The 23,096-nt window shown below is 33.4% G+C and carries 25 protein-coding genes; all 25 read right to left on the bottom strand.

What is annotated here, in order from left to right:
- Positions 1 to 11 precede the first annotated feature (11 nt).
- A complete protein-coding gene (locus BHF71_RS00495; RefSeq protein ID WP_069655734.1) occupies positions 12 to 2,012 on the bottom strand; it encodes a chemotaxis protein CheA in 2,001 nt (666 codons plus the stop codon).
- The gene (locus BHF71_RS00490) at positions 2,012 to 3,109 is read right to left on the bottom strand and encodes a protein-glutamate methylesterase/protein-glutamine glutaminase (protein ID WP_069655733.1); all 1,098 of its coding nucleotides are present in this window, start codon (positions 3,107 to 3,109) and stop codon (positions 2,012 to 2,014) included. The genes BHF71_RS00495 and BHF71_RS00490 overlap by 1 nt, the downstream gene beginning before the upstream one ends.
- Before the next feature lie 11 nt (positions 3,110 to 3,120).
- Positions 3,121 to 3,987, bottom strand: coding sequence for a MinD/ParA family protein (locus BHF71_RS00485; protein WP_069655732.1), 867 nt, complete (start codon positions 3,985 to 3,987; stop codon positions 3,121 to 3,123).
- 8 nt (positions 3,988 to 3,995) lie between these two features.
- Entirely contained in the window at positions 3,996 to 5,225 is a 1,230-nt protein-coding gene (flhF, locus tag BHF71_RS00480) for a flagellar biosynthesis GTPase FlhF (protein WP_069655731.1), read from the bottom strand.
- Positions 5,225 to 7,207 carry a flagellar biosynthesis protein FlhA gene (flhA, locus tag BHF71_RS00475; protein ID WP_069655801.1) on the bottom strand — a complete coding sequence of 661 codons (1,983 nt, stop codon included), beginning with the start codon at positions 7,205 to 7,207 and terminating at the stop codon, positions 5,225 to 5,227. The genes flhF and flhA overlap by 1 nt, the downstream gene beginning before the upstream one ends.
- Positions 7,208 to 7,286: 79 nt before the next feature.
- Complete coding sequence (flhB, locus tag BHF71_RS00470; protein ID WP_069655730.1) at positions 7,287 to 8,378, bottom strand: flagellar biosynthesis protein FlhB; 1,092 nt, start codon at positions 8,376 to 8,378, stop codon at positions 7,287 to 7,289.
- Position 8,379: 1 nt separating this feature from the next.
- Positions 8,380 to 9,165, bottom strand: coding sequence for a flagellar biosynthetic protein FliR (gene fliR / locus BHF71_RS00465; RefSeq protein ID WP_069655729.1), 786 nt, complete (start codon positions 9,163 to 9,165; stop codon positions 8,380 to 8,382).
- A gap of 12 nt (positions 9,166 to 9,177) precedes the next feature.
- Entirely contained in the window at positions 9,178 to 9,444 is a 267-nt protein-coding gene (gene fliQ, locus BHF71_RS00460) for a flagellar biosynthesis protein FliQ (protein ID WP_069655728.1), read from the bottom strand.
- An 11-nt stretch (positions 9,445 to 9,455) separates the two neighbouring features.
- Positions 9,456 to 10,211 carry a flagellar type III secretion system pore protein FliP gene (fliP, locus tag BHF71_RS00455; RefSeq protein WP_069655727.1) on the bottom strand — a complete coding sequence of 252 codons (756 nt, stop codon included), beginning with the start codon at positions 10,209 to 10,211 and terminating at the stop codon, positions 9,456 to 9,458.
- Positions 10,198 to 10,656: a flagellar biosynthetic protein FliO gene (locus tag BHF71_RS00450; protein WP_069655726.1), complete on the bottom strand. Its 459-nt coding sequence runs from the start codon at positions 10,654 to 10,656 to the stop codon at positions 10,198 to 10,200. Before BHF71_RS00450 ends, fliP begins: the two co-directional genes overlap by 14 nt.
- A gap of 13 nt (positions 10,657 to 10,669) precedes the next feature.
- Positions 10,670 to 11,032 carry a response regulator gene (locus tag BHF71_RS00445; protein WP_069655725.1) on the bottom strand — a complete coding sequence of 121 codons (363 nt, stop codon included), beginning with the start codon at positions 11,030 to 11,032 and terminating at the stop codon, positions 10,670 to 10,672.
- Between the two features lie 38 nt (positions 11,033 to 11,070).
- Positions 11,071 to 12,234 carry a flagellar motor switch phosphatase FliY gene (fliY, locus tag BHF71_RS00440; protein ID WP_245683794.1) on the bottom strand — a complete coding sequence of 388 codons (1,164 nt, stop codon included), beginning with the start codon at positions 12,232 to 12,234 and terminating at the stop codon, positions 11,071 to 11,073.
- Entirely contained in the window at positions 12,227 to 13,222 is a 996-nt protein-coding gene (fliM, locus tag BHF71_RS00435; protein ID WP_069655724.1) for a flagellar motor switch protein FliM, read from the bottom strand. The genes fliY and fliM overlap by 8 nt, the downstream gene beginning before the upstream one ends.
- A 43-nt stretch (positions 13,223 to 13,265) precedes the next feature.
- A complete protein-coding gene (locus BHF71_RS00430) occupies positions 13,266 to 13,709 on the bottom strand; it encodes a flagellar basal body-associated FliL family protein (protein ID WP_069655723.1) in 444 nt (147 codons plus the stop codon).
- 25 nt (positions 13,710 to 13,734) lie between these two features.
- Positions 13,735 to 13,929: a flagellar FlbD family protein gene (locus BHF71_RS00425; protein ID WP_069655722.1), complete on the bottom strand. Its 195-nt coding sequence runs from the start codon at positions 13,927 to 13,929 to the stop codon at positions 13,735 to 13,737.
- 82 nt (positions 13,930 to 14,011) lie between these two features.
- A complete protein-coding gene (flgG, locus tag BHF71_RS00420) occupies positions 14,012 to 14,830 on the bottom strand; it encodes a flagellar basal body rod protein FlgG (RefSeq protein ID WP_069655721.1) in 819 nt (272 codons plus the stop codon).
- A gap of 66 nt (positions 14,831 to 14,896) precedes the next feature.
- The gene (locus tag BHF71_RS00415) at positions 14,897 to 15,283 is read right to left on the bottom strand and encodes a TIGR02530 family flagellar biosynthesis protein (RefSeq protein ID WP_069655720.1); all 387 of its coding nucleotides are present in this window, start codon (positions 15,281 to 15,283) and stop codon (positions 14,897 to 14,899) included.
- Positions 15,284 to 15,295: 12 nt separating this feature from the next.
- Positions 15,296 to 15,757: a flagellar hook capping FlgD N-terminal domain-containing protein gene (locus tag BHF71_RS00410; RefSeq protein ID WP_069655719.1), complete on the bottom strand. Its 462-nt coding sequence runs from the start codon at positions 15,755 to 15,757 to the stop codon at positions 15,296 to 15,298.
- A 13-nt stretch (positions 15,758 to 15,770) separates the two neighbouring features.
- The gene (locus BHF71_RS00405; RefSeq protein WP_069655718.1) at positions 15,771 to 16,976 is read right to left on the bottom strand and encodes a flagellar hook-length control protein FliK; all 1,206 of its coding nucleotides are present in this window, start codon (positions 16,974 to 16,976) and stop codon (positions 15,771 to 15,773) included.
- Positions 16,977 to 17,013: 37 nt separating this feature from the next.
- Positions 17,014 to 17,913: a magnesium transporter MgtE N-terminal domain-containing protein gene (locus tag BHF71_RS00400; protein ID WP_069655717.1), complete on the bottom strand. Its 900-nt coding sequence runs from the start codon at positions 17,911 to 17,913 to the stop codon at positions 17,014 to 17,016.
- Between the two features lie 28 nt (positions 17,914 to 17,941).
- Entirely contained in the window at positions 17,942 to 18,379 is a 438-nt protein-coding gene (fliJ, locus tag BHF71_RS00395; protein ID WP_069655716.1) for a flagellar export protein FliJ, read from the bottom strand.
- A complete protein-coding gene (fliI, locus tag BHF71_RS00390) occupies positions 18,376 to 19,704 on the bottom strand; it encodes a flagellar protein export ATPase FliI (RefSeq protein WP_069655715.1) in 1,329 nt (442 codons plus the stop codon). The genes fliJ and fliI overlap by 4 nt, the downstream gene beginning before the upstream one ends.
- Positions 19,705 to 19,706: 2 nt before the next feature.
- Positions 19,707 to 20,489, bottom strand: coding sequence for a flagellar assembly protein FliH (gene fliH / locus BHF71_RS00385; RefSeq protein WP_069655714.1), 783 nt, complete (start codon positions 20,487 to 20,489; stop codon positions 19,707 to 19,709).
- Positions 20,482 to 21,489, bottom strand: coding sequence for a flagellar motor switch protein FliG (gene fliG / locus BHF71_RS00380; RefSeq protein WP_069655713.1), 1,008 nt, complete (start codon positions 21,487 to 21,489; stop codon positions 20,482 to 20,484). The genes fliH and fliG overlap by 8 nt, the downstream gene beginning before the upstream one ends.
- Before the next feature lie 13 nt (positions 21,490 to 21,502).
- The gene (gene fliF, locus BHF71_RS00375; protein WP_069655712.1) at positions 21,503 to 23,068 is read right to left on the bottom strand and encodes a flagellar basal-body MS-ring/collar protein FliF; all 1,566 of its coding nucleotides are present in this window, start codon (positions 23,066 to 23,068) and stop codon (positions 21,503 to 21,505) included.
- Between the last annotated feature and the right edge of the window lie 28 nt (positions 23,069 to 23,096).

Genomic DNA, 23,096 nt, shown 5'->3' with positions numbered 1-23,096 from the left:
ATTCTTCCCTCCTATTTAATTAAAGCGTTAGTATCCAAAATTAAGGCCACTTGGCCATCACCTAAAATCGTTGCACCCGATATTGCAAAAACTTGTGATAGATATGTACCTAATGATTTCAGGACGATTTCTTGTTGTCCTATAAAAGAATCAACTACTAGTCCAGCCACTTTCTCCCTCTTTCTGACCAAAACGATGGCAACTTCATCACTATCATCATTAGTAGAATTTGGTACATCAAAAACCTTTTTAAGGGAAACTAGTGGAACGATCTTACCTCTAAAATTAATAACTTCTTGATTTTGAACATATAAAATTTCATCTTTCTTAACAATAGCAGTTTCAATGATTGAACTTAATGGTATTGCATATTTTTCCTCTTGTACTTGGACTAACATCGAAGAAATGATAGATAAGGTTAGAGGCAATTGAATCGTAAATGTCGTTCCTTTACCTAACTTTGAATCAATTGATATAAAACCACCTAATGATTCAATCTTAGATTTAACAACATCAAGTCCTACTCCACGCCCTGAAATATCAGATACCCTTTCTGCCGTACTAAATCCGGGCTTAAGTAATAATTCATAAACTTGTTTTTCAGTTAGATTTATAGTAGATTCTGGGGTAATTAAACCTTTTTCAATAGCTTTGTTTATAACTTTCTCCCTATTAATACCCTTACCATCATCGGTTATTTCAATGAAAATAAAGTTTCCACTATGATAGGCCTTTAAAATTATCTCCCCGGTTTCTGGCTTGTTATTCTTAACTCTATCTTCTACAGATTCTAAACCGTGGTCAACTGCATTTCTAAGTATATGTACAAGTGGGTCCCCGATTTCATCAATAACGGTTCTGTCTAACTCTGTATCAGCACCAATGATACTAAGATTTACTTTCTTATTCAATTCCTTAGATAAATCCCTTATCATCCGAGGAAAACGGTTGAATACCTGCTCAATCGGAACCATTCGTAGATTTAATATATTAGTTTGCAAACTAGAACTTATTCTACTCATATGTTCCACAATGTCGGTTAAAATGGGGTTTCTTAAATCATTTGCTAGAGCATCTAAGCGTCCTTTATCAATTACTAACTCACTGAATAAGTTCATCAACTCATCCAGACGTTCGATATCAACCCTTACCATCTTTCCAGATACTTTGTTTGCTTGAATTTTAGTGCTGTTATTATTTTGACTTTTCTCTTCAATCTTTTTAATATCTTTACTATCTTCAGTCTCAAGTTCCAAGTCTTTTTTAGTAACGGTGGAAATATTAACATCTAGTATTTCAGATATGCTCATTACAGCTTCTTTTACCTGTTCTAATTGATTCTTTGAAATCAGAATAATAGAAAAGTGATCGCCAAAATCCTCTTTTTCTAGATCTTCAACTGGAGGATTGGCTTTGATAATCTCTCCATATTTCTCTAACTCATGAAAAACCATAAATGCACGAGCCGATTTTAAAATAGTTTCAGCTTCAATAGTTACCAAAATTTTATAAACTGAATATCCTGATTCTATTGACTGTTTTAGAATTGTACGATCATATTCGTCAAATAAAAAATCTTCCCGGCCATTGCCTAATGCTGATGAAGAATTTTGATCTTTTCCTTCAGCCGATTCTCCAGAACTGATACTACGTAAACTGTTTATCATCTCCGTTGCATCTAGGCTATCGTCTCCTCCGTTACTTATGGATATAACCATCTGATCTAAAATATCCAGACTACTAAAAATGGTATCGATTATTCTTGAATCAACCTTCATTTTATGATTCCGTACTAAATCTAATAGATTCTCCATTTCATGTGTTAAAGTAGCCATGTTGTTAAACCCCATAGTAGCAGAAGTTCCTTTTAAGGTATGGGCAGATCTAAATATTTCATTAACAATATCGAGATTGTTAATGTCTCGTTCCAACAATAACATCTGTTCATTAAGATTTTGTAAATGTTCTTTAGCTTCATCCAAAAAGATATCTAAATATTGACTCATATCCATTACGGCCACCTCCTCTGTTTATTAACACCTTTTATAATGTAATTTGCAATATTATCTAAAGGAACAACAAAATCTACTAAACCAGTTTGAATAGCAGATTTAGGCATTCCAAATACGATACATGATTCCTCAGCTTCCGCAATTATTATATCACTATCTTTAGTTTTTGCCGCCTTAATACCTTCGGTACCATCACTACCCATTCCTGTCATAATGACAAATATCTTTTCTAGATCAATACCAGCCAATGATTTGAAAAGCACATCTACTGCTGGCCGATGCCTACCAATATGTTGACCTTTATTTAAGGATATATGATATTTATTAGCATTTTTTGTAACAGTCATGTGATAATCACCGGGAGCAATATATGCTGTACCAGGTTCGATACTTTGCATATCTTCTGCCTCAAAAACTTTTATCTCAGATAATGAGTCTAGTCGAGTTGCCAATGATTTTGTAAAGCCCGGCGGCATATGTTGAACCACCAAAAGCGCATAGGGGAAATTTTTAGGAATGTTTGTCAAAACTTTTTGTAATGCCTTCGGACCTCCAGTCGAAGTTCCAATCGCCACTATCCCATGAAGGGTTTTTTGATCACCAGCTAGTTTTTTTAAATTCTCAAATTCATCTAAATCTATCGTCTTAGAAGGAGTAGTATTACTTTTTCTATTCCATTGCTTAATCCACTTATCCTTTTGAGTATTAGCGATTAAGATTTTATCGATTATCTCATTACTTATTTTCTTTATATCTAAAGAAATTGATCCCGATGGTTTAGCAATAAAATCGAATGCACCATAATGTAAAGCTTTTATTGTTGTATCCGTACCCTGTTTCGTTAAACTACTAAGCATAATTATTGGCACAGGGGTATTGGACATAACCATTTTTAAGACTTCAAGTCCATTTAACTTCGGCATCTCTACATCTAAAGTGACAACGTCAGGCGAAAGAGACTTTATCTTATCAACTGCTTCTAAACCATTGCTAGCAGTACCAATCACTTCAATAACTCCGCTATCTGTCAATAGATCAGATATTAATGTTCTCATAAATATTGAATCATCAACAATTAATACACGAACTTTTTGCATGTCCTCACCCTCTATCTTAGAAGCCAAAGAGTCATTTTTTCTAGAAAGGCGGTAATACCAGTCGAATATTGACCATCTTTTGAAGTAGTATATTTATCTACCAGTGTTCTTATATTTTTAGAAACTCTAGAGTTCGGATAAGATAGATAAAATGGCTCTTGTTTTTTTACAGCTTTTGATACTGTATCATCGCTATGTATAAAACCTAAAATATTAACACTATAATCTAGGAACCTTTCAGTTACTTTTTTTATTCTATTGGCTGTACTGTTTCCTTCTCTCTCATTGGCAATCTGATTAATGATTAAATTAATTTTAATATCTTTTTTTTCAGAAATCATCCATTTTATCATTGCATACGAATCCGTTATTGATGTAGGTTCTGTAGTTGTAACTAGGAATATATCATCGGACGAAAGGATAATTTTTTTTGATCCTTCATTTATTCCTGCGCCAGTATCAATAAGTAAATAGTCAATTTTACCATTTAAAAGTGAAAGTTGATTAAACAGATAAGGAAGTTTATTCTTTGTAATGTTAAAAATATTATTTAAGTCAGAACCCCCTGAAATAAATTCTAATCCATTTGGACCTTTTTCAATTATTTCTGATATTTCTAAGTGATTATTCAACATATCTAGTAACGTATACTTGGGTGCTATACCTAATAATACATCGATATTAGCAAAACCAATATCTGCATCTAAAATCATTACTCTGTGACCCTTTTCCAATAAAGCAAAGGCAAAATTTAAGGTAAAATTAGATTTTCCTACTCCGCCCTTACCACTAGTAATGGTTATAATCTTTGTGGGGGATTTTTCCTGATGTGTTAATGCTATTTTCTTTCTTAAATCTGATGCTTGGTCAAATTTCATACAATAAATTACCCCCCTAAAATAGCACTGGTTACTTTTTCGATATTAAATATTTCAATATCATCAGGAACATTTTGTCCATAAGTTATATATGAAAGTTTATATGGAAACTTTGAGATTATATTTAATATCGACCCATAAGTTGATGTTTCGTCAAACTTGGTAAAAACTAATTTATCGATGTCTACTCTTTTAAACTTTTCTAATATTGATAACATATCCCCATATTTGTGGGTTAAACTCAAAACAAGAAAAGTTTCACTAGCCACTGAACAAGTCAAAATATTATTCAGTTCAGAAATAAACATTTCATTATTGTAATTCCTACCAGCAGTATCTAAAAAAATAAGATCATAATTTTGAAGTCTTTCAATAGCCCTTTCTGTATCTTGAGGAGAATTAACAACTTCTACTGGAGCATTTAAGATTTCTGCATATATTCTTAATTGGTCAATTGCACCAATACGATAAGTATCTGCTGTTATAAACGCAATCCTTTTTTTGTGCTTCAAAACACTCTCAGCAGCCAATTTGGCAATTGTAGTTGTTTTACCAACACCCGTAGGTCCAACAAAACTGACAACTTTAGTATTATGGCCAATCTCTCTATCGGTTGCACTTACCATGAAACGCTTGGTGATCTCTTGTTTTAAGCCGTTTATAACATCAATTTCATCAATTCTACCATTGGAGTTTGAAATCACTTGTTCGATGATGTTTATAGCAATATTCTCGTCTACCCCTTGACTAATTAGACGTTTATATACTGACCTATATTCCTTACTAAAAGAAAAAGAATTATTATCACTATCTTGATTGTTAATCATCATCTTTATCATTAAATTTTTTAATTCACTGACTTCTTCTTTTATCGTTGCAACATTGTCTTCTTTTCCCATCTTACTATTAGAACCATAATTAAATGTTTGTGGATTTGGAGTAGATTTACTAATGATATTTAAATCAGATTTATTGTTTAATTCCGGATTAGAATTTGACCCTTGATTAGGTTGAAATTCTTGTCTATACTGAGTGAGCTGTTTAGCAGAATTAATAGGCTTAGACACATTTGAATCTGTGGCAGCAATCACTTCAATTTTTTTCTTACCAAATAAGCCAAGAATACCACCAACTTTAATCTTTTTGGTTTGTAAAATGACTGCATCATTTCCCAAATCCTTTTTTATTTGAGCAACTGCATTTGGCAGAGAATCAACTACGTACTTTTTTACCTTCATTATATGTTCACCACTCCTACACTCTGTACTTCCACATATGGTTCTAATTCATTAAAAGACAATACTGGCACATCAGGCATGGATTTTTCAATTAACTGTCTTAAGTACATCCTTGTAACGGGAGATGTCAAAATGATCGGCTGTAACCCCATCTGCGATAATCGATTAACCTCATCACTCAAATTACGATAAATAATTTGAGTTGTATTAGGATCCATACTTAAATAACTTCCCTGCTCAGAATGTTGAACACTTTCAGCTATTTTCTTCTCAAAAGATGGTCCGATCGTAATTACTTTCAATGGTTGGTTAGGTTCAGTATATTGTTGTGTTAACTGCCTAGATAGTGCTTGTCTTACATATTCAGTTAAAACAGCAGGATCTTTTGTATAAATAGCATTATCTGCTAGTGTTTCAAATATTGTAACTAAATTACGAATTGAGACTTTTTCCTTCAAAAGATTAGCTAACACTTTTTGAATTTCACCTAAAGACAATAAGTTTGGAGTTAATTCTTCTATTAGTGCAGGTTGCGTCTCTTTGAGATTGTCTATCAAAGTCTTTACCTCTTGACGTCCTAGTAACTCAAAGGAATGCCTTTTAATAACTTCTGTTAGATGGGTAGCAACCACTGACGGTGCATCAACAACAGTGTATCCAGACATCTCCGCTTTTTCTTTATTTTCTTCATTGACCCAGAGTGCAGGTAATCCAAAAGCTGGTTCAACCGTTTCAATCCCTGTTATTGACTCATCTTCTACCCCAGAGTTCATAGCTAAATAGTGATCTAAGAAAATTTCGCCTTCAGCTACCTTATTTCCCTTGATCTTAATTATATATTGATTAGGGGTTAATTGAATATTATCACGAATTCTGATAACAGGAACCATTAAACCTAGCTCAAGTGCTATCTGTTTTCTTATCATGATAACACGGTCTAATAAGTCTCCACCCCTATTGGCATCGGCTAAGGGAATTAATCCATAACCAAACTCAAATTCTATTGGATCAACCTGTAATAATTGTGTAACATTTTCGGGACTTCTAACATGTTCTAATTCCTGCTCCTCTTCCATCTGTTCAGCAATAACCTGCTCTTGAACCTGAGTTTGTTGTATCTTGTAACCACCAAAAAATAGTACAGCAGCTATTGGCATTGTAGTAATTGGCTTGATTGGAGTGAATAGTCCAAGGATAGCGATTGTGCCTGCGACAATATAAAGTAACTTCGGAAAAGAAAACATCTGCTTAGTGACATCTTCACTCAAACTACCATCAGAAGCAGCACGGGTTACAATTATTGCCGTAGCAGTAGATATCAATAGTGCCGGAATCTGACTTACCAGTCCATCCCCTACCGATAGAATCGTAAATATAGAGGCAGATTCGCTTATCGAGTAGTCAAACTTGGTAACACCAATAATAAGTCCGCCAATAACATTAATAAGCAAGATAACAATTCCCGCAATTGCATCTCCCTTTACAAACTTACTAGCACCATCCATAGCTCCATAAAAGTCCGCTTCCCTTTCGATATTACGTCTTCTTTCCCTAGCTTCTTGTTCGTTTATCATTCCTGCATTTAAATCTGCATCGATACTCATCTGTTTACCAGGCATCGCATCTAATGTAAAACGAGCGGCTACCTCAGCAACACGCTCAGAACCCTTAGTAATTACAACAAAGTTAATTACTACTAGAATGATAAAAACGATAAAACCCACAACAGGATCTCCACCAACAACAAATTCTCCAAATGTCTCAATAACATCACCTGCATTTGCATTAGTAAGAATTGATCTAGTGGTTGAGACATTCAGGGAGAGTCGAAACAAAGTCGTTAATAATAATAGTGATGGAAAAACAGAAAATTGTAAAGATTCATTGATAACCATTGCTACTAACAATATTGTTAAAGCTAAAGATATATTGATTATTAGTAAAAAACTTAATAATCCTGGAGATAAAGGAAGCACCATCATTACTACGATTAGTACGACAAATACTGGAACTACAAATTGTTTTAATAAATTAACATTCACCTGATTTCACCCTCAGATCTCATGATTGTTTTTTTAACCCTTTGACTCGATAAACATATGCCAATACTTCCGCTACAGCATGATATAATTCCTCAGGGACTGATTCTCCTATTTCTACTTGATGGTACAGAGTTCTAGCTAACCACTTATTTTCAACGGTAGCGATTTGATGTTCTTTTGCTAATTCTTTTATTTTTAATGCTATATAATCCATCCCTTTAGCCAAAACCATTGGAGCCTCCATCTCTTCTGGCTTATAGGAAATGGCAATAGCAAAATGAGTTGGGTTGGTAATAATAACATCAGCTTCAGGGACCGCCTGCATCATTCTACTCATCGCCATTTGTCTTTGCTTTTCTTTAATTTTACCCTTGATTAACGGATCCCCTTCTGTTTTCTTATATTCATCCTTTATATCCTGCTTTGACATCCTAATATTCTTCTCATATTCATATTTTTTGTATAGATAATCAAATAAAGATAATACAATCAAAAGAAGGGAAGTTTTTAAACCAAGTTCTATCAGTAAATTTCCAATAAACACAATGATTTCAGTTAAATCATAATAGTATAACGACAGTAGATTATCTTTTTCATCTAATAAAACTGAGTAAGCTATGTAACCAACAAATATTATCTTTAATATTGATTTAGTCATTTCAACTAAACTCTTCAAAGAGAAGATGCGTTTTGCACCTTCAATCGGATTTAATCTTTCAAATTTTATTTTAAGAGGCTCACTGGTAAATAAAAAGCCAATTTGAACCAAATTACCTAATAATCCACCGATAAACGCCACAATAAAGATCGGTAATATGATCCATACTAAGTCTGCAATAAATTCTAAAAATAGTATCCTAATATTAGAAGGGGTTACTTCCCATATGAGATATTGGTCAAATACTTTATAGTAAAGATTTATAATATTTTTTGCTAGATATGGACCTAATAGAAAGAACATAATAAATATAAGCAAAAAGATAATTGCAGATGGTAGTTCATTAGTTTTGGCAACTTGACCTTTTTTCCTAGATTCTTGTCTTTTCCTAGGAGTAGCCTTCTCTGTTTTCTCACCTGCAAAATATTGCAGATTCATCCGTAATACTGCCATCTTAATACCCCATTAAGTCCATAAATTGTTTCATTGCAATAATCATCTGTTTGAAAACTTCCTTGAACATGTAAATAAAGCCTGGAGCGACCAATAACATTAAAATAAAATAGATCAAAATCTTCATTGGTAATCCCACAACAAATACGTTTAACTGTGGAACTGTCCTAGCTATTATTCCTAACGCGATATCAGCTAACAGTAATGATACGACAATTGGAGAAGCGATTTTAAAGGCAATTACAAACATCTCTGAAAAGAGATACAGTATAAAATCTATCGTCGATTGGTTGTTCAATTGCCCTATCCATTCCCTAGATAATGGGATTATTTTATAACTAGACAATATCCCGTCTATAAGATTGTGGTGCCCATCAATCGACAAAAAGAGTAAAATAGCGAATGTATACATAAAATTACCTGATAAAGGACTCTGGATACCAGTTTGTGGATCAATAATATTAGCTAATCCAAATCCATTCTGTAAGTCGATAAAAATACCAGCTATTTGAATACTAGAAAATATTAGCTGAACTATCCACCCTAATGCTATCCCCATCAACGTCTCTTGAATGAGATAATATATATATATCCCATCTTGATATGAGAAATCAGAAATGAAATTTTGGTTGATGCTAGGAAATAGCAGCAATGCCATAAAAAAACTTAATCCTATTTTATATTGAGCTGGAACTCCTTTTGCTGAAAAGATTGGTACACTCACAAAAAAAGAAGTTATTCGTGTTAGTATTAAAAAGAAGATGAAAACATTCGTAATATCTATCATGAGCTTCACCAGCTATTTAAGTGAACTAATTTGACTAAAAATTGACTCGGTAAAATCTATTAGATAAGAGAGCATCCAGGGACCAAAGATGATGATCGCTAATAAAACAACAATAATTTTAGGGATAAATGCTAGAGTTTGTTCTTGGATTTGGGTCGTTGCTTGAAAGATACTTACCAATAATCCTACTAACAGCCCTAATCCAAGTATCGGAGCTGAAACAATAAGAATCGTGTAAATTGCTTGTTCTAATATACTAAGTACGAAATTTTGTGACATAATTTATTCTCCTAGTGAAAACTTTCTAGCAAAGATTTTACTACTAAATACCAACCATCTACCATGATAAAAAGTAAAATTTTAAACGGCAATGATATCATTACTGGTGGTAGCATCACCATACCCATTGCCATTAAAGTACTAGAAACCACCATGTCTATGATTAAAAAAGGTATGAAGATCATAAATCCCATTTGAAATGCTGTTTTTAGCTCACTAATCGCAAAAGCTGGTACCAAAATATTCAAAGGAAGATCGTTTACATTTTTTGGTTTATCAATCTGTGAATAATTCATAAACAATAATAAATCTTTTTCCCGAGTTTGTTTAATCATAAAATTTTTAAAAGGCATTACTGCTTCATCTAAAGCTGTTTCCTGAGTTATTTCACCAGCTAGATAGGGTTGTAGGGCATTTTGGTTTACTTCGCTAAATGTTGGTCCCATGACAAAAAAAGTTAAAAATAATGCTAATCCGATAATCACCTGATTTGGTGGCATTTGTTGAGTGGCTAAGGCGTTTCTTACAAAAGACAGTACTATTACGATTCTCGTAAAACTAGTCATTAATATCAAAATACCTGGCGCTAGAGATAATATAGTAAGTAATATTACTATCTGTAAAGTTGTAAATACATCATCGGGACTATCTGAAGTATCAACTTGAAAGTTAAAACCTGGTAGTATTAGATTTTCTTCAGCATGCACCAAACTAGGTGATAGAATGATTAATAGTCCAATTATGAGTAAAACCTTAAACCTCTTCATGTTGATCACTTATTCCTCGTTTTTCATCTTTTAGATCAAACAACTTGTTAACGGATTGGATTCGTTTTACTTTCAGCTGTTCGATTTTTTCAGCCAATTCTCTTTCAAAATAATTTTCATCATTTAAACCTTTTTTCTTTATAGAAATATTCCTTAGCCACGGGATTCGGTTAGGTTGGATATCAGCAACTTTCTTAATTGCCTTAATATCCTCATTCTCCTCGATAATTTGAATTAGTCTAACATCTTCTCCCACACCCAATATATAAATTTTGTTTCCGATTTCAACTACTTGAATTGTTTTATTTGGTCCAAGAGGAATTGCGCCTAAATGAGTGAAATTACCTACTTGGTTTAATTTCTTTTTTTTTGATAAGGCCCATGTAATTACATAGATTAGAATTAAAATTGAGACTAAAGATAAAATAACTCTAATATACAACATACTATAAACTTCCTTAACCTAAAGCCTTAGATATTGCCTCGATTACCCGATCCGCTTGAAAAGGTTTTACAATAAAATCCTTCGCTCCCGCAGTTATAGCATCAATAACCATCGCTTGTTGTCCCATAGCTGAACACATAATCACTTTAGCATTTGGATCTAGCTGCTTAATTTCCTTTAATGCCTCAATACCATCCTTTTCTGGCATTGTAATATCCATTGTTACTAAATCAGGTTTTAACTCTTTATATTTTTCAATGGCTTCAGCTCCATCTCCAGCTTCACCAACAACTTCATAACCATTTTTTGTTAATATCTCCTTAATCATCATTCTCATAAATGCCGCGTCATCTACAACTAAAATTGATTTTCCCATGATAAATTCCCCTTTCAAAAATCATATTTTATATAAATTTATTGTAATTTTTGAACTCTATCAATCTGACTAATTATATCAGTAATTCTAACACCAAAATTCTCATCAATAACTACTACTTCACCTTTAGCAATTAACTTATTATTTGCGAATATATCTACTGGTTCACCAGCTAGTTTGTCTAACTCAATTATAGAACCAGAGGACAATTCTAATATTTCCTTAATAAGTTTTTTAGTTCTTCCTAGCTCAACAGTAATCTGTAATGGAATGTCCATCAATAGACCTAAGTTTGGATCATGATTTTTCACATTAGATTGAACATCAAATTCCGAAAACTGAGCCGGTTGAACATTTACCTTTTGAGTATTGAATTGATTTGAAGAATTGGTATCAAGTTGGTGATTTTGTATTGGATATTGTTCTGGCCTAGTATTTATAGCGCTTGCCGAATGCGTGTTATGTACCATTTCACTTTCTTCTGGTGAATAATTAGCAGAATCCAAATCATCTGAAGTTGTTGATGTACCCATTAGCTTCTCAATCATTTTTTTAGCAAATGGTACAGTTATCAACTGCATCAAATTGGAATCAACCAAGTCACCTATCTTCATTTTAAATGAAACAACAATAATTACCTCTTCATCTGGAATTACATCCTGACCTTTACCCTGAACAATATCTAGAATATCTACTCCTGGAGGAGAAATGTTGACTACAGTATTAAAAATCGTAGACATTGATGTCGCTGCCGAACCCATCATTTGGTTCATCGCTTCTTGAACAGCACTAACATCCATTTCTGATAACTCATCACCTAATAGATCCTTACCAGTTCCCCCAAGCATTAAATCAGCTATTATTTTAGCATCCTTAGATTTTAAGACAAAGAGGTTGGTTCCCTCAAATCCTTCGGTATAATTTACGTGTATTGCAACATGTGGATTTGGAAATTTTTCAGGTAAGTCCTTAGTGTAGATAGCAGAAACTACAGGTGTAGTTATTTCTACTTTTTGACCTAATAGTTGTGATAAGGCAGTCGATGCACTGCCAAAAGATATATTACCAATTTCTCCCAATGCATCCTGTTCAAAGGGAGATAAATAATGATCAAGATTTATCTCATCCTCTTCATCTTTGCTCAAATCATTTTGTCTTAATAGGGCATCTATTTCATCCTGAGAAAGCATATCTTTATTCACAAAATTCAGCTCCTTCCTCAATAAAGTCTGTAACCTGAACAGCAAGTTTTCCTTTTATTGATCCTGGAATAACTTTATATTTAGGTTCATTACCTACTATTGCTACTAAAGGCTCTCCAACCTTGTTATCAAGTTGTACTATATCTCCAACTGACAATGAAAGAAATTCGGAGACAGTAATATTTGATGTTCCTAACAGTACAGAGATAGGAAGTGAAGCTGATTGAATACGATTTTTAAGATATTGATAATCTTCAGAACCAATCTCTTTTTTCTGTTGAGAGAACCAATGGTGTGCTGTTAATTTTGGTATCACGGGTTCTAGCACGACGTGAGGAATACATAAATTAATCATTCCAGTCGTATCTCCGATCTTTGTGTTAAATGATATAACAGCAACTGTTTCATTTGGAGAAACGATTTGCATAAATTGAGGATTCATTTCCATAGCTTCTAATCTAGGCGAAACATCAATAATACTCTTCCATGCCTCTTTAAAATTATCTAAAGCATTGGTAAACATTTTTTCCATAATATTCATTTCAATTTCTGTCAAATTACTGATCTTGTTAGGTGCTATCCCCGGTCCACCTAGTACCCTATCCATCATAGTATAAGCTACGTTTGGATTAATCTCTAATACCATCCTTCCCTCTAAAGGAGGTGCAGAAAAGATATTTAATATAGTCATTTTGGGAATAGATCGTATAAATTCTTCATATGGCAACTGATCAACTGAAATAACAGAAATTTGCACAAATGTTCTTAATTGTGCTGAAAAGTATGTAGTCAATAACCGAGCAAAGTTTTCATGAATTCTCGTTAAGCTACGAATTTGGTCCTTAGAAAATCTTAACGCTCGCTTAAAGTCATAAACTTTAACTTTCTTAATCTCTTCATCTTTTTTCAAATCCTCAGCATTCATTTCTCCAGATGTTAAAGCTTCTAATAAGGCATCTATTTCACTTTGAGAGAGTATTTCAGTCATAATCTATCACCTCAAGAACAAGTGAAACAATGGATGTACCCAATTATTGTAAAAACAACTGAGTAATATCGATATTTACCACTTTTCCATCTTGTAAAATATTATTTAACCTACCTATCAAATTTGTCTTAAACTTTTTAATCTTCTCTTCTGTAGAAAAGGACTCATATGTTAAATTTTTTAAGTATAAATTAATCCTATCTTTAATCTGAAACATCCTTTTCTCTGCCTCAATTTTAGCATCTTCATTATCCATTTGTAATGTTAATTCTAACACAATTATTGTAGAGTCTCCTAGATTAGTGCTGATTTTAGGAACATTGACGGTCAAGGGAATAATTTCATCGATAGTTGGTTCTATTGGAACCTCTTCCTGCTGTGATACGTCATAAAATATATATTGATAGAGAAAATAGGCTACAATTCCTAGTAAAGTGATTGCAATAATAATGATTAACGAAATGTTTAATAATTTATTTTTGAACACAATCATCCCTCCAATGTTCCTATATTTAATTAACGTTCAAAGAATGTGTTCGTTTGATAAAAGCTTCAAATTGTTCGATAATTTCTTCTAATGTTTGTTTTACAATATATCTCTTTCCATTTGTCAAAGTTATAATTGTGTCCGGTGTTTTTTCAATCGTTTCTATCAATAACGGGTTAATTACAAACTCGCTACCATCTAATCTATTAACATATATCATAATATCTCCTACCAAATGTAATATAGTATCTTGAATTTATTCAAAAATTGCTGGGGAAATAATTCCCCCCAGCATGAACCTATTATCGCTTAAGATTTACCACTTCTTGTAGGATTTCATCAGAAGTCGTGATTGACCTTGAATTAGCTTGAAATCCCCTTTGAGCAACAATCATTTCGGTTAATTCTGCTGTCAAGTCAACGTTAGACATCTCAAGCTGTCCGGTTAAAATCCTTCCAGTGCCAACTTCAACATTTTGTGGTTCCACAACTTCTAACTCACCTTCAGGATTAGCATTTAAAGTCATCTTATAAAACGAGTTCCCAACCTTTTCAAGACCAGAAGGATTCTGTACTTTAACCAAACCTAATTGCCCAATAACTTCAGTTTCACCGTCAGCAGTTGTTGTGATAATACTTCCGTCAGCGGAAATATTAAAAGCAACTACCTCAGTTGGAATATTGATGGGCTCACCACCAACTCCAAGTACTAAATATCCTTGTGATGTTACTAGATTTCCTACTGCATCTCGCATGAAATTACCAGCTCTAGTTAATAATATTTCTTCACCATCGGCATTAGGTGCTACAGCAAAGAATCCATCACCTTCAATCGCTAAATCGGTTGGAACATTGGTTGTCATAAAAGTTCCTGGAGTATGTATTGTATCAATAGATGAAATACTAGATCCAAGTCCAATAAGTTTGGGGTTAATTCCCCCCCTTACTCCCTCTTCCGGGGCAGTTACACCCGATATCTTTTGACTTAATATGTCTTGAAACAATACTCTACTTGCTTTAAACCCGATGGTATTAACATTAGCAACATTGTTACTAATTACGTCTAATTTTGTTTGGAATCCTCTCATTCCGGCAATACCTGAATACATAGATCGTAACATTATTTATCTCCTCCTTCTCACCGTATCAGTCGTTCAACGGTGTCAGGCCTCCCTTTCGGGTCCAGCCTATACTATTATAGCACTATCAATATTGGTAAAAACATGATCTTTCATTGAATTTTGATCAACTGTCGTGATCACTACTCGATTTGTTATGCTCACAACAAAAGCAAGATTTTGCATCAATATCAATGAATCCTTAGCACCTTTTTGTGCGGCTTTTTGAACTGCTTGGTTCAATTGTGATAATTGAGTAGAATCTAGTTTAATTCCTCTACTATCTAGCCTCTGTTTAGCATGGCTACTAAACTTAACCTCTCGCAAATCACTAAGCTGTAATTTTTCATTAAATATATTATTAAAACTACTTGAACTATTATTGATCCTATTATTTTTTGTATTAATGACTTGTTTAGGGTAAAAGGTATGTCCTACTTTATATGTTTGATCCATAACCTTAACTCCTTATTTAACTTGGTAAAGATCACTAATAATTAATTCATCACCATTTATGACAGCATAAATTTGATTATCTCTTAAAATAAGACTCTCAATTATCCCGCTCATTTGAATACCGTCATCTTTAGACCAATAACCTATCTTTCCAATAAGATTAGAGTAATTAGCTAATAGAAATTGTTGAGCACCTAAATTAGAATTTAGTTCATTTAAGGTTGTTTTTGTATCTTCTTGAATTTCTAAAATCCTCTGATTAATACTACTTATGTTATTTAATTGTTCTAGTGAGCTAAATTGTGCCATTTGGGAGATGAATTCAGTGTCATTTAAAGGTTTTAATGGATCCTGATTCTTCATTTGTTCAATGAGTAATTTAAGAAAGTCATCCTTGCCAAGTATACTTTTATCGATTTTGGTATTCGATTTAGTAATCTGACTAGAAGTGCTTGTTAAACTTTGTAACTCCACTTAACACACTCCTTTAAACAGTATAGTCAATTCCTGATAAACTGAATAAGTTCTGTTCTGAAATTTCTTCTTCATCAACAGTTGGTACAGAATAAGAAGATCGACCATAATACTGTTGCTTTGTCGGTTGATTATCCGAAAAATTAAACCCATTACTATTACTGTAACTTGATGAAGAAGATGACATTTGTAAAACTTCTATCTTTTCAACCTGATACCCTTGTTGTATCAATGAATGTTTTAATTGCTGTATTTGACCCTCCAAAAGTGCTTTCCCTAGAGAAGTATCAGCAATAATTTGTGCAGCTAATTGACCATTACTAGCTGTTAATTTTACACTTATTCGTCCTAATTCCTCGGGATGAAGTTGAATTTTGGTTTCAGTAACCCCATTAGGCATTTTAATATTTTTGATTAAAACTTTACCTAACTCAGATGTGAAATCCTGATTTTCTACGTTAATCAGGTTCTGATAACCATCACTTATATTGATGTTTTCACTCTTAATTTGTTTAATATTTTGAAATTGGAGTGAAGCTAAATCTACTTGGTTAATATCTATCCGCTGTAATTCTATTTGTTTTACGCCACCTTGCTTTAACTGATCCACTTCTTGCTCTGCTGATAGATGCTGTTCAACAAATAAATTATTTAGGTAATTTAATACTTTGTCACCTGGAACAATTTTAGTATTGTCCTTTTCTTTTAAGAGCGAGACATTTTTTGATAATTTGATAGGCTCTTTCTGAAGAAACTCTAATTTATCATCTTGGTCTTGGTTTATATTCATTTCTTGTAATTTATCCCAAAACCCCCGAAGCTTGAACTCATGATCTTTTAACACAACCTTTAACTGTTGATTACCCTTAATAGGTGATAAAAAATTATTTATTGAATCAGCACTATCAATATTAGCTAATATTTGATAAACAACTTCTTGTTGTTCTTGTGATAAACCTTGAAACCAAGTCAATAGCTCATCAGATTTTTCGCTATTTTTAAGGACACTTGACAACCCCATTAATATTTCTTGACTATCAGTTTCATTTTGAGAATCAATAAAAATATTATTAAATATTTGGTAAAAACTTAATCCAGCCAGTTCTTGGGTCATTATGTCCAAGTCAGATAGATTCTTTTGATTATCAGTCCTTAAATTTTTCATATTGTTTACATTACTAGCTGTTGTGGTAGTCATTGAAACTGTTGTTTGTTCCATATTTTTTCACCCCCTTTCGAAAATATTTTTTATATTTTTACTCCACAAGCAATACTGCAATATCCGCAGCATTTGCGGGAGATAATTCATTTAATATTTTAGCTCTTGTTTGTGAGTCCATCGCGGTCAATATTTTTTTGACTTGTACTTCGTCCTGCAAATATAATGACCATACAACATTAGCAGCATTTCTTGGTTCCATATTTGCTAACGTTTTTAATAAATCTTGATAATCCGATTTATCTGCCGAATTATTGTTTTTGAGATTATTTATCTCTTTTAAAAGACTATTTATTCTTGATTGGAGTGCTTGAATATCCTTATCTTTTGAATACTTTTGATCTTTTAACAAAATAGATAGTTTAGCAGCATTTTCAGGACTCATTTTCTCCAATATACTACTCTTTGCATCAATACTCATTTGAGATAATAAGAGAACTGCTTCTTCGATATTTAAAGCAGATAGTATGTTTGCAGCATTTTTAACATTCATATTTGCATAAACCTTTGCAAGATCCGCAATTTCTTGTTCTCTTGATAACTCCGATACATTTTTTTCATTTAATTTGCTTTGCAATTCAGTAATTTGTTGGTTTAATCTATTTATTTCTTCATCCTTTTTTGCTAACTTATTTTCATAATCAGCTAAGTAGTTATTCTTTTCATTCAATGTTTTTTTTAATTCACTAACTGTAAATTGAAGTTGTTCTTTAGTTGGATTATCAATTAAATAATCCTTTTTGATAAACTGTTGGTCATCTATCAACTTCTCAATATAAGGTATCTTATTAACAGTTTGTAATACTTGATCTTTCACCTCGATATCTAATAACCAAAATATCGTAGTAGCAAGTATGGAGATAAATATTATTGGAAGGATAACAATATAAAATATCCATTCCAATTTACTATATTCTCTTTCTGTATTAGACTGCATCTCCGTACCCCTCTCCCATAGCTAATGATTATCTAGCTAACCTTTGAATGGCTATCTCGTCTAATTCTTTCTGCTCTAACTTATTACTTTGATCAATGTAATCTTGCCATTTATTTTCTTTGAGCTTTATCCATTTTTTCTCATCAATTTTTACTTTTATAAGCTCTTTTCGCTTTTTTTGGATTTCCTTTTCTATTTGTCCAATGCTTTTTAACTGTCTGGCAATAAGTTGTTCAATATGATTTATGTATGATTGAGATTGATTTATTTCAACGATTGTAGCTCCATTTAATTGAATAGTTAACAATTCTTCTTGAAGTTTATTTTTTTTCGTAATTAATTCTGTTAGCTTTTCCTTTTCAGAAATTAATCGTTGGTTAAGCTCAAGGTAACTTGACTCTACTTGTTCCCTCATTTTTTCTTTTAAATCTAATATTTTTTGAAAAGGAAAGTTGAAATTACTCATACGTTAATCTCCTTAAAAGTGTCGATTAATTGTTTAATTGACTCATCAAAATTTGTCGTCTCATCAATATCTTGTCTTGTAAATTCTAAAATAAGTGGATAATATTCAACCGCTTTATCAATCAACGCATTACTACCACGTTTATAAGCACCAATATTAATCAGATCTTCTGCATCTTTATATGCTGCTAGTAATTTCTTAAGAGTTTCAGCTGCATTAATATGTTCTTTAGAAACAATATCTTTCATAACACGACTTACACTTTGTAATACATCTATTGCAAGGTAATGCCCTTTTTGAGCAATTTTTCTATCAAGTATGATATGTCCATCAAGTATACCTCTAACTGCGTCAGCTATTGGCTCATTCATATCATCAGAATCGACCAAAACAGTATATAATGCTGTAATTGAACCATATTGATTTGTTCCAGAGCGTTCTAATAATTTTGGTAACTCCGCAAACACTGATGGAGTATAACCCTTAGTTGCTGGTGGCTCACCGATGGCTAGACCAATTTCGCGTTGTGCCATTGCAAACCTAGTTAGGGAATCCATCATCAAATTAACACTTAAACCTTGATCTCGAAAATACTCGGCAATACTTGTTGCAATTATTGAACCTTTTATTCGTACTAATGCAGGCTGATCAGAAGTAGCAACTACTACTACAGATTTTTTTAACCCTTCCTCACCTAAATCCCTCTCAAGAAATTCCCTAACTTCCCTTCCACGTTCACCGATAAGTGCTATAACATTAACATCAGCGGAAGTGTTTCTAGCAATCATTCCTAACAAGGTACTCTTTCCTACACCACTTCCGGCAAATATCCCTAGCCTTTGGCCTTTACCTATGGTTAAAAGTGTATCAATTGTTCTTATACCAAGATGTATCGGATCAGATATTCGTGGTCTAGTTAATGGATTAGGGGGTAATTGATTTGTTGGATAGTAAGCTAATCCCGGTGGGAGCTTTTCTCCGTCTAGTGGTTCCCCCAAACCATTTAAAACTCTCCCTAAAAGTGGAAGACCAACTTTTATCTTAAGTGATGAACCGGTATTAATAACATCACATCCAGGACCAATTGCCCCTAGTTCACCTAGAGGCATCAGTAAAACGCGGTTATTTTTAAAACCAACAACTTCAGCTTTCACAGGCTGTTTACCGTTAGCTGGATAAATGAAACAGAGATCACCAATTTTAGAGTCCGGGCCCAAGGATTCTACTGTCAAACCAATAACTTGGGTCACCATCCCATATATCCGAATAGGATTTGAGTTTCTGATAACTTCTTTGTATTTTTGAATATCGATTGTTGTATTCATCCTCATCTCCTACCCGATATATCAAATAAAAGAAATTTAATTTCTTCTAACTGAGTATCTATTTTAGCATCAAAAGTTCCATAAGAAGATTTAATTATGCAACCACCATCTGTAATTGATGGATCTGGAAAGATCAATAATTCTATCTGCCCATTTAATTCTTTAAGCAGTTCTTCTCTGGCATTATGCAGATATGTAAAATAACTAGGGGCAACTGATATTGAGATTTTTTCAAGTTCTTTTATTCCTTTCAATACCTCTTTTACTAGATTTTTTACCACGCCCATATCTAGTTCTATTTCTTTTCTAATAATTTTTTCAGCGATTGCGACGCTAAGTTCAATTATTTTAGACTCAGATTCTTGGATGATTTGTTCTTTTATCCTAGAAGCTTCTTCAAGGATTTGTTGAGCTTGATCAAATCTTTTTTGATATTGTTCCTGTAGATCTAATTCGGCCTTTGCATGCCCCTCTTCGTATCCCGCTTGGTAACCCTCTTTTTTTAGTCTTTCAATGAGTAGGTCATCTTCCGCTCTTTTCTTATCCCACCATTCATCGATAGCCTTTTTTTCTTTCTCTAGCAATTCCTCTGCCTGTTTTTTTGCATCTCCAAGTATCCGAGCTGCCTGCTCTTTAGCTTCTTTTATGATTTGATCCCGATAATTGAATGTGTCATCAACTAATTCTTCTTGGCTTACCTCTGGTTCGTTTTTTAATTTATGTTCATATGTAATTATCTTCTTTTGATTTTCATTAAGTTGAACTGATTTATAAATTTTAGACAATTATATCATCGCCTCCACGAGCAATGATTACCTCGCCAGCTTCTTCTAATCGCCTTATGGTTGCAACAATTCTAGTTTGAGCTTCCTCTACATCTCTAAGGCGTACAGGACCCATAAACTCCATTTCTTCTTTGAATGTCTCTACCATTCTCTTAGACATATTTCTAAATATCGCTTCTCTAACATCATCACTAGCCACTTTCAGCGCCAGTTGCAGATCGTTATTATCAACATCTCTAATCACTCGTTGAATTGAACGGTTATCCAAATTAACGATATCTTCAAAGACAAACATCCTCTTTTTAATTTCATCTGCCAATTCTGGATCATCAACTTCTAATGTGTCTAAAATAGTCTTCTCTGTAGCGCGATCGACTCCATTTAATATTTGAACGATACTTTGAATACCGCCTGCTGCATTGAAATCTTGTTGCAATGTTGAAGACAACTTCTGTTCTAAAACTCTTTCTACTTGACTAATTATTTCAGGGGACGTTGCATCCATTAAGGCAATTCGCCGTGCAACATCAGCCTGCTTTTCCTGTGGTAAGGATGATAGAATCATCGCTGATTGTTCAGGTTGTAAATAAGATAATATCAGTGCAATAGTTTGAGAATGTTCATTTTGAATAAAGTTAAGTATCTGATTTGGATCAGACTTTCTTGCAAAGTCAAAGGGACGAACTTGTAAGGTAGCTGTCAATCTATTAATAACATCTATCGCTTTTTGCTGTCCTAATGCTTTTTCTAAAACGTCCTTAGCATAATCAATACCGCCTTGAGTGATATACTCTTGAGCAACGGCCATTTGATGAAATTCCTGTAAGACTCTTTCTTTATCAGCAGTATCAACTTTACGCATATTTGCTATTTCTAAAGTAAGCTGCTCTATTTCTTCCTCGCGTAGGTGTTTAAATATTTCGGCTGAAAAATTAGGACCTAAGGAAATGAGTAATATAGCAGCCTTTTGCCTTCCTGATAATTCCTGAATTCTTGCCATAATTACTCCCTCCCTATTCTTCGGATAACCAAGTTCGTATTAGTTTGACGAACTCATCAGGTTTTTGCTTTGAAAATTTCTGAATTTCCTGTTGTAATGCTGCTTCCTCAGTTAGTATCGGGGTAAGATCAATCTCAGGAATCTCAGTTTCGGTAGGAATAACTTCCTCCTCACTCTCACGCTTTTTATTCCCACGTCGTACCACATTAAAACCGATACCACCTATTGCTAAAACTGATAATCCAATAGCCCCATATAATAACAGCGGGTCCCATCCATTATTTTGATTATCAAACACTGATGGTTTATCTTCAAACTCATGTGCTACAACAACAATTCTTTGATCTATATTAGCTAATTGCAAGTTATTGTTTGAACTTTGGTCACTAAGAGCTGCCATTACAATCGGAGATATCAAATTTCGAATCGCCTCGATTGTCTTTTCCGTTTGCTCATCATCTTGTGGGAGATCCACTGCTACTACAATACTTAAATCTTCTAAAGAATACGGACTACTTATTACTTCTTTAGTAATTTCATTAACTTCATAGTTAATGCGTTTTTCAATATGTTCATAGTTTCCGTTACCATTAGAACTTGATGGGTAGGTTGGAATTTGGGTATCGCTGGTACCAGTTATGCCACCAGGTAAATTATCCGTACCCGTAAAAGATTCTTGAATCGTTTCCACGCTTCTAGCAATTCCTTTTCCGTCAACAACTGGCTGGTAGATATTTTCCATCGTTCTCTTTTGGTCAAAGTTCATCTTTGCGAACACAGTGACACTTACCCTACCCGGACCCATTATCCGAGTCAACATTTGATCCAATTGTTTTTTTAAATCTTTCTGAAATTCCTGCTCAATTAATCGTTGTTGATTATATGTATCTACAGTTCCTTGATTAAAATTAGTATACTCAAGTGGGTCCCCATACTGATTAGTCAAAGTGATATTATCAACAGGTAAATTGGGAACACTCTTAGAAATCAGATTATAGATGCTTTTAATTTGGTTAGGATTTAATTGAACGCCAGGCTCGATTTTTAAGACGACAGATGCGGTAGCCTGTTGTTGTACTTCAGAATAGAAGACTTTTTCTTCAGGAAGGGTAATCATAACATTCGCATCAGTAATCCCTTCGATTCCCTTCACAATTAACAAGCGTAATTCTTCTTCAATCGCTCCTCGATTCAATACTTGGAACTGTTGGTCTGTCATACCAAATTTGGCGTTTTCCCAAAATTTTGAATAAATGTTGCCACTTCCTAAATCTTCTTGGGCAAGCATTACCTTCACCCTAGCAGATTGAGATTCAGGAACAGAAATATTGCTTCCCCCTGCACTTAATTGGTATGGAATACCCATTTCTTCTAACTTACTGACAATGGTACCAGCAGTTTTCTTATCTAAATTGACATAAGTCAATTGATACTTAATTCTAGTTGTAAACATCGTCACTAAAACTAGTGTAGTAATCAGAAAAAAGACGGTGGCAATCAACATTATTTTCTGTTTTTTTTCAAGCTGATTCCAAAAATGAGCGAATTTTTCTTTGTAATTTTGTATAAATTCATTCACGTTGTATTCTCTCCTCACTTACCAGATA

The organism is Vulcanibacillus modesticaldus, from assembly GCF_001730235.1.
GTDB classification, from domain to species: Bacteria; Bacillota; Bacilli; order Tepidibacillales; family Tepidibacillaceae; genus Vulcanibacillus; species Vulcanibacillus modesticaldus.
This window is presented reverse-complemented; position numbering and strand designations above follow the sequence as displayed.